The sequence below is a fragment of the Bosea vestrisii genome, assembly GCF_030144325.1.
GTDB classification, from domain to species: Bacteria; Pseudomonadota; Alphaproteobacteria; order Rhizobiales; family Beijerinckiaceae; genus Allobosea; species Allobosea vestrisii_A.
Genome location: NZ_CP126307.1, coordinates 2,643,014 through 2,657,065, shown reverse-complemented (window position 1 = coordinate 2,657,065; position 14,052 = coordinate 2,643,014). Strand labels below are relative to the sequence as shown.

The window sequence follows — 14,052 nt, the reverse complement described above, 5'->3', positions numbered from 1 at the left end:
GCCGTCGGCGCGGGCAGATCAGATACGAAAAAGGCTCCGCCACCGGCGGAGCCCCTTCTCATGCGCTGGATAAACGAAAGCTGCCGCGGTCAGACGAACTGGCCGTGGCAGTGCTTGTACTTCTTGCCGGAGCCGCAGGGGCAGAGCTCGTTGCGCCCGACCTTGCCCCAGCTCTCGGGGTCGGTCGGATTGCGCTCGGCGATGGCGAGATCGCCATCGGTCGCGGCGAATTGCGGCTGGCCACCAAGGAAGCCGGCGGGCGGGGGCGGCAGGGCGCCGCCGCTGCCCTGGGCAAGGTCCAGGCCGTCTTCCGGCGGCGCATCGAAGCGGACCTCGACCCGCATCAGATTGCCGGTGACCTGCTCGCGCAGGCGGCCGATCAGACTGTCGAACAGCTCGAAGGCTTCCTGCTTGTACTCGTTCAGCGGGTCGCGCTGGGCATAGCCGCGCCAGCCGATGACCTGCCGCAAATGGTCGAGCGTGACGAGGTGCTCGCGCCAGAGATGGTCGAGCGTCTGCAGCAGCACCTGCTTCTCGATATAGGTCATCACCTCTTCGGTGTTGCGCTCGATGCGCGCCGTGTAGTCGTCATCGGCGGTCTTGCGGATGCGCTCGCGCAGTTCGGCGTCGGCGATGCCCTCTTCCTTGGCCCAGTCCTCGATCGGCAATTCGAGATTGAGATAGGTCGTGACATCCTCGCGCAGGCCCGCGGCATCCCATTGCTCGGGATAGGCGTCCTCCGGGATGCGCCGCGAGACGGTGTCCTCGACGACGCCGTGACGCATGTCGTCGATGGTCTCGCGCACGCTCTCCGCCCGCATGAATTCGCGGCGCTGCTCGAACACGACCTTGCGCTGGTCGTTCATGACGTCGTCGTATTTCAGAATGTTCTTGCGGATGTCGAAATTGCGCGCCTCGACCTTGCCCTGCGCCTTCTCGACCGCCTTGTTGATCCAGGGATGGACGATCGCCTCGTCCTCCTGCAGGCCGAGCTTCTGCAGCATGCCGTCCATCCGGTCGGAGCCGAAGATGCGCATCAGGTCGTCCTGCAGCGACAGGAAGAACTTCGAGCGGCCCGGATCGCCCTGGCGACCACCGCGGCCACGCAGCTGGTTGTCGATGCGCCGGCTTTCATGGCGCTCCGTGCCGATGATGTAGAGGCCGCCGGGGCGGGTCATGGTCTTGGCCGGGCGTGAGCCCTTGGCCGGCTCGAGCTCGATGGTCTCGGAGGCGTTGAGCACGATCTCGCGGAAGCGCGCGACTTCCTCTTCGATCGCCTTGATTTTCGCCTGCTTCTCGGGCCCGTCCTCCATGCCGGCGGTTTCGTGCGCGACGCGCATCTCGACATTGCCGCCAAGTTTGATGTCGGTGCCGCGGCCTGCCATGTTGGTCGCGATGGTGATCGCGCCGGGTACGCCGGCCTCGGCGACGATGAAGGCCTCCTGCTCGTGGAAGCGAGCGTTCAGAACGGCGAACTGCTTGGCGCTCTTGCCCGAGCGGGCGGCGGCGTAGAGCTTGTCCAGTGCGTCGGGCTGAGCGAAGTCGATCTGCTTGAAACCAGCCTCCACCAGCATCTCGGCGACGAGCTCGGACTTTTCGATCGAGGCGGTGCCGACCAGCACGGGCTGCAGGCGCTCGCTGGCGCGGTCGAGTTCCTTGATGATCGACTTCACCTTCTCCGGGAAGCTGCGATAGACCTCGTCGTCGTCGTCGATGCGGGCGACCGGGACATTGGTCGGGATCTCGACGACCTCGAGCTTGTAGATCTGCTCGAACTCGTCGGCCTCGGTGGCGGCGGTGCCGGTCATGCCGGCGAGCTTCTTGTAGAGGCGGAAATAGTTCTGGAAGGTGATCGAGGCCAGCGTCGCGTTCTCGGGCTGGACGGTGACGTTTTCCTTGGCTTCGAGCGCTTGGTGCAGGCCTTCGGAATAGCGGCGGCCCGGCATCATGCGGCCGCTGAACTCGTCGATGATGACGACCTCGTCATTGCGGACGATGTAGTCCTTGTCGCGGCTGAACAGGGCGTGCGCCCGCAGCGCCTGGTTGACATGGTGCACCAGGGTGACATTGGCGGAATCGTAGAGATCGCCCTCCTTGAGCAGCCCGGCTGCCCTCAGCAATTCCTCGATATGTTCGTTGCCGGCCTCGGTCAGCGCCACAGTGCGCTGCTTCTCGTCGACGTCGTAATCGGTCTTGACCAGCCCAGGCAGAACCTTGTCGATCGCGACATAGAGGTCCGACTTGTCGTCGAGCGGGCCGGAGATGATCAGCGGCGTACGCGCTTCGTCGATCAGGATCGAGTCGACCTCGTCGACGATTGCGTAATGGTGGCCGCGCTGGCTCATCTGCGCGACCTCGTACTTCATGTTGTCGCGCAGATAGTCGAAGCCGAACTCGTTGTTGGTGCCGTAGGTGATGTCGCTGGCATAGGCGCGCTGGCGCTCCTCGTCGTCGAGGCCGTGCACGATGATGCCGACGGAGAGGCCGAGGAAGCTGTAGATCCGGTTCATCCACTCGGCGTCGCGGCGGGCGAGGTAGTCGTTGACGGTGACGACATGGACGCCCTTGCCGGCAAGCGCGTTGAGATAGACTGGCAGGGTAGCGACAAGCGTTTTGCCCTCGCCGGTCTTCATCTCGGCGATGGCGCCCTCATGCAGTACCATGCCGCCGATCAGCTGGACGTCGAAATGGCGCTGGCCGAGCGTGCGCTTGGCGGCCTCGCGCACGGTGGCGAAAGCCGGCACGAGCAGGTCGTCGAGCTTGGCGCCGTCGGCGAGCTGCTGCTTGAAGGTTTCGGTACGGGCGCGAAGAGCTTCGTCGGAGAGCTGGGAGACCTCGGCTTCGAGCGCGTTGATCGCGGCGACGCGGGGTTGGTAGCCCTTCACCCGCCGATCGTTCGACGAGCCGAAGAGTTTCTTTGCAAGCGCGCCAAGCATGTCTGGCCTTTCAATGGCGAATCCGGCCGGCGCCAGGAGGCGCGGCCGAAAGCGGTAGCTCTCAGAATTTCACGCGCGTGTTTAGACGGGCGCAGGCGCGTGGTCCAGCACGCGCTCATCCGCGCGCATGTAAGATCCGGCCAGGCCGGTTCCAAGAGGCTCTGTCCGGCGCCGCGGCGCTGCGGCGCATTGAACCATGCCTGCCGGCTCGCGTTGATGTGCGAGGCGTCGTCTTGCCAAGGCCGCGTTCTGCTGGCACTCAGCCTGCGAGATTCATTTCCGCGCCGTTCATCGAAAGGCCGATCCATGGTTTCGTCCCGTCTCGCCACGCTGTCGCTCGGCCTCGTGCTCGCCGCTACCGCGCCGGCCCTCGCGCAGCAGGACAAGCCCGTCGCCAAGGTCGACGGCATCACCATCACCGAAGGCGACCTCAAGCTCGCCGAAGACGATCTCGGCGAGCGCACCGCGCAGATGCCGGAGGAGCGCAAGCGCGAGGAGCTGATCAACTATCTGGTCGACCTCAAGCTCGGCGCCAAGACCGCGGCGGCCGCCAAGATCGGCGACGGGCCGGAATTCGCCAAGCGCCTCGCCTATAACCGCGACAAGCTGCTGCTCGACGAATACCTGACGACCGAGGCCAAGAAGGCGGCGACGCCGGAGGCGGCGAAGAAGCTCTTCGACGATACCGTCAAGGCGATGAAGCCCGAGGAAGAGGTGCACGCGCGCCACATCCTGGTGCCGGAAGAGGCGGAGGCCAAGGCAGCGCTGGAGCGGGTGAAGAAGGGCGAGGACTTCGCCAAGGTCGCGGCCGAGCTCTCCAAGGATCCCGGCTCCGGCAAGGAAGGCGGCGATCTCGGCTGGTTCGCCAAGGACCGGATGGTGCCGGAATTCGCCGAAGCCGCCTTCAAGCTCGAAAAAGGCCAGGTCTCCGAGCCGGTGAAAAGCCAGTTCGGCTGGCATGTCATCAAGCTCGAAGACAAGCGCAGCAAGCCGCTACCGAGCTTCGACGAGGTCAAGCCGCAGATCGACCAATACCTGGTCCGCAAGGCACAGCAGGACCTCATCGTCGCGCTGCGCGAGAAGGCCAAGGTCGAGCGCCTCGACAAGCCAGCCGCTCCGGCGACGCCGGCTCCGGCCGAGCCGAAGAAGCCCTGATCGGGGCACGGCTTTCACGATATTGTCGCGATGCGCCCGGGCCATGCCCGGGCGTTTCGTTTTGGCGGGGCTGAGACCCTTGTCTTCGTCCCGCGGCTGCGGCACATCGGGCGAGCTTTTTCGAGGAGACGCTCCATGGCCGGCAAGGATGTTCCCGTTTCCCCGCTTGCGCCGAAGCGCCAGCCCAAGGTTCCGGCTGTGCCGGGCGTGCGCTTCGCTACCGCGGAAGCCGGCATCCGCTACAAGGGCCGTACCGACGTGCTCCTCGTCCTGCTCGATGAGGGCTCGCAGGCCGCCGGCGTCTTCACCCGCTCGAAATGCCCGTCGGCACCGGTCGACTGGTGCCGGGCCAATCTGGCTCAGGGCAAGGCGCGCGCCATCGTCGTCAACTCCGGCAACGCCAACGCCTTCACCGGGCTGAAAGGCCGCGACTCGGTCGCGCTGACGGCGAAGATTGCGGCCAAGGCGGCGGGCTGCAAGGCGGAAGAAGTCTTCATCGCCTCGACCGGCGTGATCGGCGAGCCGCTCGACGCGACCAAGTTCGAGGGCGTGCTGGCTGATTGTGCCAAGCGTGCCGCCGACGGACCCTGGTCGGACGCCGCCAAGGCGATCATGACCACCGACACCTTCCCGAAGGCGGTCTCGCGCAAGGCCAAGATCGACGGGCACGAGGTCGTCATCGCCGGTATCGCGAAGGGCGCCGGCATGATCGCACCTGATATGGCGACGATGCTCTCCTTCGTCTTCACCGATGCGCCGATCGCAGCCCCGGTGCTGCAGGCCCTGCTTTCGAAGGGTGTGAAGGGCTCGTTCAACGCGATCACGGTCGACAGCGATACCTCGACCTCCGACACGCTGATGCTGTTCTCTACGGCTAAGGCCAAGGCACGCGGCGTGCCGGAGATCACCGATCCCGGCGATAACCGGCTCTCCGGCTTCAAGCGGGCGCTGAACGCACTCCTGCTCGAGCTCTCGCATCTGGTCTGCAAGGATGGCGAGGGCGCCCGCAAGTTCGTCGAGGTGCGTGTCGTCGGAGCGCAGTCGTCGCGCTCGGCCAAGAAGGTCGCGCTCTCGATCGCCAACTCGCCGCTGGTCAAGACCGCGGTTGCCGGCGAGGACGCCAATTGGGGCCGCATCGTCATGGCGGTCGGCAAGGCCGGCGAGCCGGCCGATCGCGACAAGCTCGACATCTCTTTCGGCGCGATCAAGGTCGCGGAAGCCGGTGCACGCGCCGCTGCTTACGACGAGCAGGCCGTCTCCGACTACATGAAGGGCGAGCACATCGTCATGACCGCCGATCTCGGCCTCGGCCGCGGCAAGGCCACCGTCTGGACCTGCGACCTGACCAAGGCCTATGTCGAAATCAACGGCGACTATCGCTCCTGAGCCTGCCGGTCCGGCGGGGCCGAGCAAGGCTTTCATCGTCGGCAACCTCGCCGCCTGCTCCTTCCTCTGGGGCAGCAGCTACCTGTTCATCAAGCTGATGGCCGGCGAGGTCTCGCCCTGGGCGATCGCCGCCGGCCGCGGCCTGCTCGGCGCCGCCACGTTGGCGCTTTTCGTCGCGGCGCGCGGGCAGAGCCCGCTGCCGCGCCGCCATGAGATCCGCCACTGGCTCGTGCTCGGCACGGCCAATGGCTGGCTGCCGAACGTGCTTGTCGCCTATGCGCTGATCCAGCTCGCCAGCGGGCCGGCGGCGATGATCCAGGCGGCGGGGCCGCTGGTCACGGCGCTGTTCGCGCATCTCCTGTTCGCCGAGGAACGTCTCGGTCGGCGCCGCCTCACTGGTATCGCCACAGGTATGGCCGGCGTTGCCATCCTGATCGGGCCGCGCCTGGCCGAGGGTGGCGGCACGGCGCTCAGCCTCCTGGCCATGGTCGGCGCGACCCTCTCTTATGCTTGCGCCAATCTCTACGTCCGTGCGGTGCCGCCACAGTCGGGCGATCCGATCCGGCTCGCGCTCGGCCAGCAGATGATCTCCGGCTCGGGGGCGCTGCTGCTGACCCTGGTGTTTTCCGGTTGGGGCGCACTCTCGGCCCTGACGCTGCACTGGCAGGCCGTGCTGGCGCTCGGGGTGCTCGCGACGGCGCTGCCGGTGACGTTCTTCATGCGGCTGATCCGCGCCGCCGGGCCGACGCGGGCGGCGATGACCGGCTATCTGGTGCCGGCGGTCGCTGCCGTCATGGGTGTGCTCGTCCTCGGTGAAACGCTGGAGTTGCGGCAAGTTATCGGAGGTTGCATCATCCTCGCAGGCGTCTTTCTGGTATCGACGGCGCCTGCGGGGGACGAGCCAGATGAAGAGGATCGCATGCGTGCTGGGCCTTGCGGCCCTGCTGGGTGCCTGTATGGCGCAGGAGCCGTCAACCACGTCATCCTTCTCGGCCGAGGAAGCGGCCGTGATCCGAAAACCCGGAACCGGCACCATCGTCGGCCACGCCTTCCGGACGCGTTCAAAAGGTCAGGTCGTGAACGCGGCAGGCGAGGTGGTCAGGCTGATCCCGGCGACGGCCTATGCCCGTGAGCGCTTCAGCAGCATCTTCGAGAAGACCAAGTTCCTGCCGCACTGGCGCTATCCGAACGGCCAGATCGATCCGCTCTACGCGCAGTTCACTCGGACGACGAAAACGACGGCGAGGGGGCGCTTCAGCTTCGACAAGGTCGCGCCCGGGACCTATTTCGTCTCGACCCAGGTGATCTGGGGCGAGGAAGATGCGATTTTCCGCGAGGGCGGTTCGGTCTATGACGAGGTCACGCTGACCGGCAAGGAAACCGAGCCGGTCGAGGTCATCCTCTCAGGACATTAGCTTTCTTGTGAAACTGCTGCTCGTCGTCGCCTGCGCGCTGGTCGATTCCGACAACCGCGTGCTCGTCACCCAACGTCCCGAAGGAAAAGCCTTGGCGGGTCTGTGGGAGTTTCCCGGCGGCAAGCTGGAGCCCGGCGAGCGGCCGGAGCCGGCGCTGATCCGCGAGCTTTCCGAGGAGCTCGGCATTACCGTCAAGGAAGCCTGCCTGGCACCGCTGACCTTCGCCAGCTACGCCTATCCCGAATTCCACCTGCTGATGCCGCTCTATATCTGCCGGCGCTGGGAGGGGACGGTAATTTCAGGCGAGGGGCAGGCGCTGAAATGGGTTCGCCCCGGCAAGTTGAGCGAGCTCGCCATGCCGCCGGCCGACGAGCCGCTGATCCCGCCGCTGGTGGATCTGCTGGGCGTGTGAGGCCGTCATTCTCGGGCGAAGCGAAGCGCAGACCCGAGAATCTCAAGACGAGAAGGCGCGTATTGGAGCCTCATCTTGCCTGAGATGCTCGGGTCTTCGCCCGAGCATGACGCTAGTCGTTCCCTCTGCCGCTCAGCGCGGCAGGATGGTCTCGCCCATCAGGTGCTTGTCGATCGAATGGGCCATCTGGCGGCCCTCGCGGATCGCCCAGACCACCAGCGACTGACCACGGCGCATGTCGCCGGCGGCAAAGACCTTCTCGACCGAGGTCTTGTAGGCCAGCATGTTGGCCGCGACATTGCCGCGCCCGTCGATGTTGACGCCGAGCTTGGCGATGAGGCCGTCGTGCACTGGCGAGACGAAGCCCATGGCGAGGAGGACGAGATCGGCCTTGAGCTGGAACTCGCTGCCCTCGATCGGCTTGAAGGAGGCATCGACCTTGGCGCAATGCAGCGTCTTCACCTTGCCGTTCTCGCCGGTGAACTTGACGGTGCCGACGGCGAAGTCGCGCTCGGCGCCTTCCTCATGGCTGGACGAGGTCCGCAGCTTCAGCGGCCAGTTCGGCCAGGTCAGCTGCTTGTTCTCCTTCTCGGGAGGCTGCGGCATGATCTCGAGCTGCGTGACCGAGAGAGCGCCCTGGCGTACCGAAGTGCCGATGCAGTCGGAGCCGGTGTCGCCGCCACCGATGACGACGACATGCTTGCCGCCGGCCAGGATCGGACGGGCATTGCCCGTCGTGTCCGGCTCGCCGCCATTGCGGCGGTTCTGCTGTGGCAGGAAGTCCATGGCGAACTGGACGCCGTCGAGGTCGCGGCCTTCGATCGGAAGGTCGCGCGGCTTCTCGGCACCGCCGGTCAGGCCGATCGCGTCATATTGCGCGAGCAGCTCCTGCGGCTCGATGTCGACGCCGACATTGACGCCGTAATGGAAGACGACGCCTTCGCCCTCCATCTGGGCGACGCGCCGATCGACATGCGACTTCTCCATCTTGAAGTCGGGAATGCCATAACGCAGCAGGCCGCCGGCGCGCGCCTGACGCTCATAGACATGGACTTCATGGCCGGCACGAGCGAGCTGCTGGGCAGCTGCCAGGCCCGCAGGGCCGGAACCGATGATCGCGACCTTCTTGCCGGTCTTGGTCGAGGCCGGCTCGGGTACGATCCAGCCCTGCTGCCAGCCCTTGTCGACGATCGCGCATTCGATCGACTTGATGGTGACCGGGCTGTCCTCGAGGTTCAGCGTGCAGGAGGCCTCGCAAGGGGCGGGGCAGACACGGCCGGTGAATTCGGGGAAGTTGTTGGTCGAGTGCAGATTGGTGAGCGCTTCCTGCCACTTGTCGTTGTAGACGAGGTCGTTCCAGTCGGGGATCTGGTTGTTGACCGGGCAGCCATTGTGACAATACGGGATGCCGCAATTCATGCAGCGCGCCGCCTGGTCGCGGGTCGCTTCCCGGCCGAGCGGGATGATGAATTCCTTGTAGTTGCGAATGCGGTCCGAGGCCGGAAGATACTTCCGGTCGCGGCGGTCGATCTCGAGGAAGCCGGTTACCTTGCCCATCGTCTCACTCCGCCGCGACCGAGATGCCGGCCTGGGCCCGCTCGATTTCCAGTAGTGCGCGCCGGTACTCGACCGGCATGACCTTGACGAACTTGGGCAGGTACTCCGCCCAGTTCTCCAGAATGGTCTGCGCCCGCGCCGACCCGGTGTATTTCAGGTGGTTGACGATGAGCTGGTGCAGCCGCTCGGCGTCGTAGCCCGACATGTTGGCCATGACGTCGATGCGGCCCTTGAACTCGAGATCGCCGCCATGGTGGTAGAGGCGCTGGGTCAGCTCCTCTTCCTCCGGCACCGGCTCGAGATCGACCATGGAGAGGTTGCAGCGCTTGGCGAAGCTCTTGTCCTCGTTGAGCACATAGGCGATGCCGCCCGACATGCCGGCCGCGAAGTTGCGGCCGGTCTGGCCGAGCACGACGACGACGCCGCCGGTCATGTATTCGCAGCCATGGTCGCCGGTGCCCTCGACCACCGCGATTGCGCCGGAATTGCGCACGGCGAAGCGCTCGCCGGCGACGCCGCGGAAGTAGCATTCGCCCGAGATCGCGCCGTAGAGCACGGTGTTGCCGACGATGATCGCCTCCTCGGCCAGCGCCCGCGACCTGGGGTCGGGCCGGATGATCAGCTTGCCGCCCGACAGGCCCTTGCCGACATAGTCGTTGGCCTGGCCGGTCAGATCGAGCGTCACGCCCGCCGCGACCCATGCGCCGAAGCTCTGGCCGGCGGTACCGGTGAGCTTCACCGTGATCGCATCCTCCGGCAGGCCGGCCGAACCGTGGCGCTTGGCGATCTCGCCGGAGATCATCGCGCCGGTCGAGCGATCGACATTGCGGATCGCGCTCTCGATCACCACCGGAGCGCCGGTATCGAGCGAGGCGCCGGCCTTGGCGATCAACGTGCGGTCGAGCACCGATTCGATCGGGTGGACCTGGCGCTCGACATTGCGGATAGCGACGCCCGGACCTGGCTCCGGCTTGTGGAAGATGCGGGCGAAATCGAGCCCCCTGGCCTTCCAGTGGTCGATGGCCTCTTTCTTGTCGAGCCAGTCGGAGCGGCCGACGAGCTCGTCGAAGCTCTTCACGCCCATCTCAGCCATGATCTCGCGCACGTCCTCGGCGAGGAAGAAGAAGAAGTTGATGACGTGCTCGGGCGCGCCCTTGAAGCGCTTGCGCAGCACCGGATCCTGCGTCGCGACGCCGACCGGGCAGGTGTTGAGATGGCACTTGCGCATCATGATGCAGCCGGCGGCGATCAACGGCGCGGTGGCAAAGCCGAACTCGTCGGCGCCCAGCAGCGCGCCGATGATGATGTCGCGCGCCGTGCGCAGCCCGCCATCGACCTGCAAGGCGATGCGGCCGCGCAGCTTGTTCATCACCAGGATCTGGTGGGTCTCGGCGAGGCCGATCTCCCAGGGCGAGCCGGCATGCTTGATCGAGGTCAGTGGCGAAGCGCCGGTGCCGCCCTCGTAGCCGGCGATGGTGATGTGGTCGGCGCGCGCCTTGGCGACGCCGGCGGCGACGGTGCCGACACCGAGCTCGGAGACGAGCTTGACCGAGACGTCGGCCGCCGGGTTGACGTTCTTCAGGTCGAAGATCAGCTGGGCGAGATCCTCGATCGAATAGATGTCGTGATGCGGCGGCGGCGAGATCAGGCCGACGCCCGGGGTCGAATGCCGGACCTTGGCGATGCGGGCATCGACCTTGTGGCCAGGCAGCTGGCCGCCCTCGCCGGGCTTGGCGCCCTGCGAGACCTTGATCTGCATCATCGCCGAGTTGACGAGGTATTCGGTGGTGACGCCGAAGCGGCCCGAAGCGACCTGCTTGATCGCCGAGCGCATCGAGCGCCCGTCCGGCAGCGGCTTGAAGCGCTCCGGCTCCTCGCCGCCCTCGCCGGTGTTCGACTTGCCGCCGATCGCGTTCATCGCCAGCGCCAGGGTCGAATGCGCCTCGTGGCTGATCGAGCCGAAGGACATGGCGCCGGTCGAGAAGCGCTTGACGATCGAGACCGCGCTCTCGACCTCGTCGAGCGGCACGGGCGTGCGGCCGAGTTCCTGCGCCATCTTGACGTGGAACAGGCCGCGAATGGTCGAGAGCTTCTCGGTCTGGTCGTTGACCAGCTCGGAATAGGCCTTGAACTTGTCGCGGGCATTGCCGCGCACGGCGTGCTGGAGCAGCCCAATATTCTCCGGTGTCCAGGCATGGGCTTCGCCGCGGATCCGGAAGGCGTATTCGCCGCCGATATCGAGCGAGTCGCGATAGACCGGCGAGTCGCCGAAGGCGTCGCGGTGGCGGCGCACGCTCTCCTCGGCGATCTCGGCGAGGCCGACACCCTCGATCGAGGAGATGGTGCCGGTGAAATAGGTCTCGATCAGGTCGCTGCGCAGGCCAACCGCGTCGAAGATCTGGGCGCCGCAATAGGACTGGTAGGTCGAGATGCCCATCTTGGACATGACCTTGAGCAGGCCCTTGCCGACCGACTTGATGAAGCGCTTGACCACCTCGTAGCGGTCGACCTCCGGCGGGAACTCGCCGGCCTCGAACAGCGCTTCGAGTGTCTCGAAGGCGAGATAGGGGTTGATCGCCTCGGCGCCGAAGCCGGCGAGCAGGGCGAAATGGTGGATTTCGCGCGGCTCGCCGGATTCGACGACGAGGCCGACCGAAGTTCGTAGACCCTTGCGGATCAGGTGATGGTGGACGGCGGCCGTCGCCAGCAAAGCCGGGATCGGGATGCGGTCGGAGCCGACCTGCCGGTCGGAGAGGATGATGATGTTGTAGCCGCCATGGACGGCCGCTTCGGCGCGCTCGCACAGGCGGGCGATCGCCCCCTCCATGCCGGCCGCGCCTTCGCGGGTCGGGTAGGTGATGTCGAGCGTCTTGGTGTCGAAGCGATCCTCGTAGTGACCTATGCAGCGGATCTTCTCGAGATCGTCATTGGTCAGGATCGGCTGGCGCACTTCCAGGCGCTTGCGGCGCGAGGTGCCTTCGAGGTCGAGGATGTTCGGCCGCGGCCCGATGAAGGAGAGGAGGCTCATCACGAGCTCCTCGCGGATCGGGTCGATCGCCGGGTTGGTAACCTGGGCGAAGTTCTGCTTGAAATAGGTGTAGAGCAGCTTCGACTTCGAGGAGAGCGCCGAAATCGGCGTATCGGTACCCATCGAGCCGACCGCTTCCTGGCCGGTCACCGCCATCGGCGCCATCAGGATCTTGGTGTCTTCCTGGGTGTAGCCGAAGGCCTGCTGGCGATCGAGCAAGGCGACGTCGGTGCGCGAGGCGCGCGCCTCGACCGGCGGCAGCTCCTCGAGCACGATCTGGGTGCGCTTCAGCCAGTCCTTGTAGGGGTTGGCGAGGCAGAGCGTGCTCTTGATCTCGTCATCGCCGATGATCCGGCCCTGGTCGAGGTCGATCAGCAGCATCTTGCCGGGCTGGAGCCGCCACTTTTGGACGATCTTCTCCTCCGGGATCGGCAGCACGCCGAATTCGGAGGCGAGCACGACGAGCCCGTCATCGGTGACGAGATAGCGCGCGGGGCGCAGGCCGTTGCGGTCGAGCGTCGCGCCGATCTGGCGGCCATCGGTGAAGGCGATCGCGGCGGGGCCATCCCACGGCTCCATCAGCGCGGCATGGTATTCGTAGAAGGCGCGCCGGCTGTCATCCATCAGCGGGTTGCCGGCCCAGGCCTCGGGCACCAGCATCATCATGGCATGGGCCAGCGAATAGCCACCCTGGATCAGGAATTCGAGGGCGTTGTCGAAGCAGGCGGTGTCGGATTGGCCTTCATAGGAAATCGGCCAGAGCTTCGAGATGTCGGCCCCGAACAGGTCTGAATCGACAGAGGCCTGACGCGCCGCCATCCAGTTGACGTTGCCGCGCAGCGTATTGATCTCGCCGTTATGGGCGACCATCCGGTAGGGGTGGGCGAGGCGCCAGGACGGGAAGGTGTTGGTGGCGAAGCGCTGGTGGACGAGGGCGAGCGCGCTTTCGAAGCGTTCGTCGGTCAGATCCTTGAAATAGGCGCCGAGCTGGGTGACCAGCACCATGCCTTTGTAGACGATGGTTCGGCAGGAGAAAGAGACCGGATAATAGGTCGCGGTCGCCCGGTCATGGCGCTTGTAGACCTTGTTCGAGACCGACTTTCTGAGGACATAGACTTGGCGCTCGAACTCGTCTTCGTCAGTGATCTCGGCCGGTCGGCCGACGAAGATCTGGCGATGGCAGGGCTCGGTCTCCTTGACGGCTTCACCGAGATCGCTGTTGTCGACCGGCACATCGCGCCAGCCGAGGAAGACCAACCCTTCCTCCTCGATCGTCTGGGCGACGATCTCCTCGCAGGTCGCGCGGTTGTCGGCCTCCTGCGGCATGAAGAACTGGCCGATGGCGTAGTGGCCGGGTTCGGGCAGCTCGATACCGATCCTGGCGCACTCCTCCTTGAAGAAGCGGTGCGGGATCTGGGTGAGGATGCCGCAGCCGTCGCCGAGCTTGGGATCGGCTCCGACCGCGCCGCGATGGTCGATATTGTGCAGGATCTGCAAGCCCTGCGCGACGATCGCGTGGCTCTTGCGGTTCTTCATGTCGGCGATGAAGCCGACGCCGCACGAGTCCTTCTCATAAGACGGATCGTAGAGGCCTTGGCGTGCCGGCATGGCCGGGTCGCGCACGTCGGGGAAACGCTCGAAAGCGGTCGTGGTCGTAGCAGTGGTAGCCACAGCAGTGGTCTTGGCCATCGCGCTCGCCTTCCTGCCTTCGCTCATCGTCACCTCCGCCATCCGCCGCCTTGGGCCCCGCAGCATCCGCCGGGAGCCAGCCAAAGTCACCGCCGCACCGGCTGCCACCTTGTCGAGCAAGGATCGGGCCGGTTCGGCTTTATTCTCGGTTTGCGAAGGTTGCTTGCGCTGGTTTGGTCTTGCGCCCGCGTCCTCCGCAGGCGCCTCGGGCTCTTCGAGCCCTGCCGCGCCTGGTTACGCCGCCGTTTTGCGGGCGGCGCGCGTCGTACGGTTGGCTTTGGCTTTGTTTGCCGTACCTCCCGTCATCGTCCGCTCCATCCGCCTGCGCCGGGGCCTCGGCGAGGCCCACTCCGAAAATGGGACAGTATCACTGTCCTAATGCCTTGACCTTGCCAGAATTCCAATCTGGGCACAAGCGTCGTTTTTGCGTCGCAGCGACATTTTGTTGCTATCTGTGTCCGGGTCTCGACATTT

General features: G+C 65.7%; 8 protein-coding genes. 5 read left to right on the top strand and 3 right to left on the bottom strand.

The features are described from left to right. Positions 1 to 89: 89 nt before the first annotated feature. The gene (gene secA, locus QO058_RS13170) at positions 90 to 2,936 is read right to left on the bottom strand and encodes a preprotein translocase subunit SecA (RefSeq protein ID WP_284172478.1); all 2,847 of its coding nucleotides are present in this window, start codon (positions 2,934 to 2,936) and stop codon (positions 90 to 92) included. A 306-nt stretch (positions 2,937 to 3,242) separates the two neighbouring features. Between secA and QO058_RS13165 the strand changes: the two genes are divergently transcribed. The 5 genes from QO058_RS13165 to mutT all read left to right on the top strand — a co-directional run bounded on the left by QO058_RS13165 (position 3,243) and on the right by mutT (position 7,304). Next, the gene (locus tag QO058_RS13165; protein ID WP_284172477.1) at positions 3,243 to 4,091 is read left to right on the top strand and encodes a peptidylprolyl isomerase; all 849 of its coding nucleotides are present in this window, start codon (positions 3,243 to 3,245) and stop codon (positions 4,089 to 4,091) included. Between the two features lie 135 nt (positions 4,092 to 4,226). Next, a complete protein-coding gene (gene argJ / locus QO058_RS13160) occupies positions 4,227 to 5,477 on the top strand; it encodes a bifunctional glutamate N-acetyltransferase/amino-acid acetyltransferase ArgJ (protein ID WP_284172476.1) in 1,251 nt (416 codons plus the stop codon). Next, on the top strand, positions 5,446 to 6,609 hold the full coding sequence (locus QO058_RS13155; protein WP_284172475.1) for a DMT family transporter: 1,164 nt from the start codon (positions 5,446 to 5,448) through the stop codon (positions 6,607 to 6,609). Before argJ ends, QO058_RS13155 begins: the two co-directional genes overlap by 32 nt. Next, the gene (locus tag QO058_RS13150; protein WP_284172474.1) at positions 6,554 to 6,892 is read left to right on the top strand and encodes a peptidase associated/transthyretin-like domain-containing protein; all 339 of its coding nucleotides are present in this window, start codon (positions 6,554 to 6,556) and stop codon (positions 6,890 to 6,892) included. Before QO058_RS13155 ends, QO058_RS13150 begins: the two co-directional genes overlap by 56 nt. Then, complete coding sequence (gene mutT / locus QO058_RS13145) at positions 6,888 to 7,304, top strand: 8-oxo-dGTP diphosphatase MutT (RefSeq protein ID WP_284172884.1); 417 nt, start codon at positions 6,888 to 6,890, stop codon at positions 7,302 to 7,304. The genes QO058_RS13150 and mutT overlap by 5 nt, the downstream gene beginning before the upstream one ends. A gap of 132 nt (positions 7,305 to 7,436) precedes the next feature. Here mutT and QO058_RS13140 read toward each other — a convergent pair whose 3' ends face one another. Further along, the gene (locus QO058_RS13140; RefSeq protein ID WP_284172473.1) at positions 7,437 to 8,861 is read right to left on the bottom strand and encodes a glutamate synthase subunit beta; all 1,425 of its coding nucleotides are present in this window, start codon (positions 8,859 to 8,861) and stop codon (positions 7,437 to 7,439) included. Positions 8,862 to 8,865: 4 nt separating this feature from the next. Continuing rightward, positions 8,866 to 13,620, bottom strand: coding sequence for a glutamate synthase large subunit (gene gltB / locus QO058_RS13135; RefSeq protein WP_432212043.1), 4,755 nt, complete (start codon positions 13,618 to 13,620; stop codon positions 8,866 to 8,868). Positions 13,621 to 14,052 lie beyond the last annotated feature (432 nt).

Coding starts and splice junctions, on each gene's coding strand:
- QO058_RS13155 (WP_284172475.1), top strand. CDS start 5,446: ATGTCGAAATCAACGGCGACTATCGCTCCTGAGCCTGCCGGTCCGGCG.
- QO058_RS13165 (WP_284172477.1), top strand. CDS start 3,243: ATGGTTTCGTCCCGTCTCGCCACGCTGTCGCTCGGCCTCGTGCTCGCC.
- QO058_RS13140 (WP_284172473.1), bottom strand. CDS start 8,861: ATGGGCAAGGTAACCGGCTTCCTCGAGATCGACCGCCGCGACCGGAAG.
- secA (WP_284172478.1), bottom strand. CDS start 2,936: ATGCTTGGCGCGCTTGCAAAGAAACTCTTCGGCTCGTCGAACGATCGG.
- argJ (WP_284172476.1), top strand. CDS start 4,227: ATGGCCGGCAAGGATGTTCCCGTTTCCCCGCTTGCGCCGAAGCGCCAG.
- gltB (WP_432212043.1), bottom strand. CDS start 13,620: ATGGCGGAGGTGACGATGAGCGAAGGCAGGAAGGCGAGCGCGATGGCC.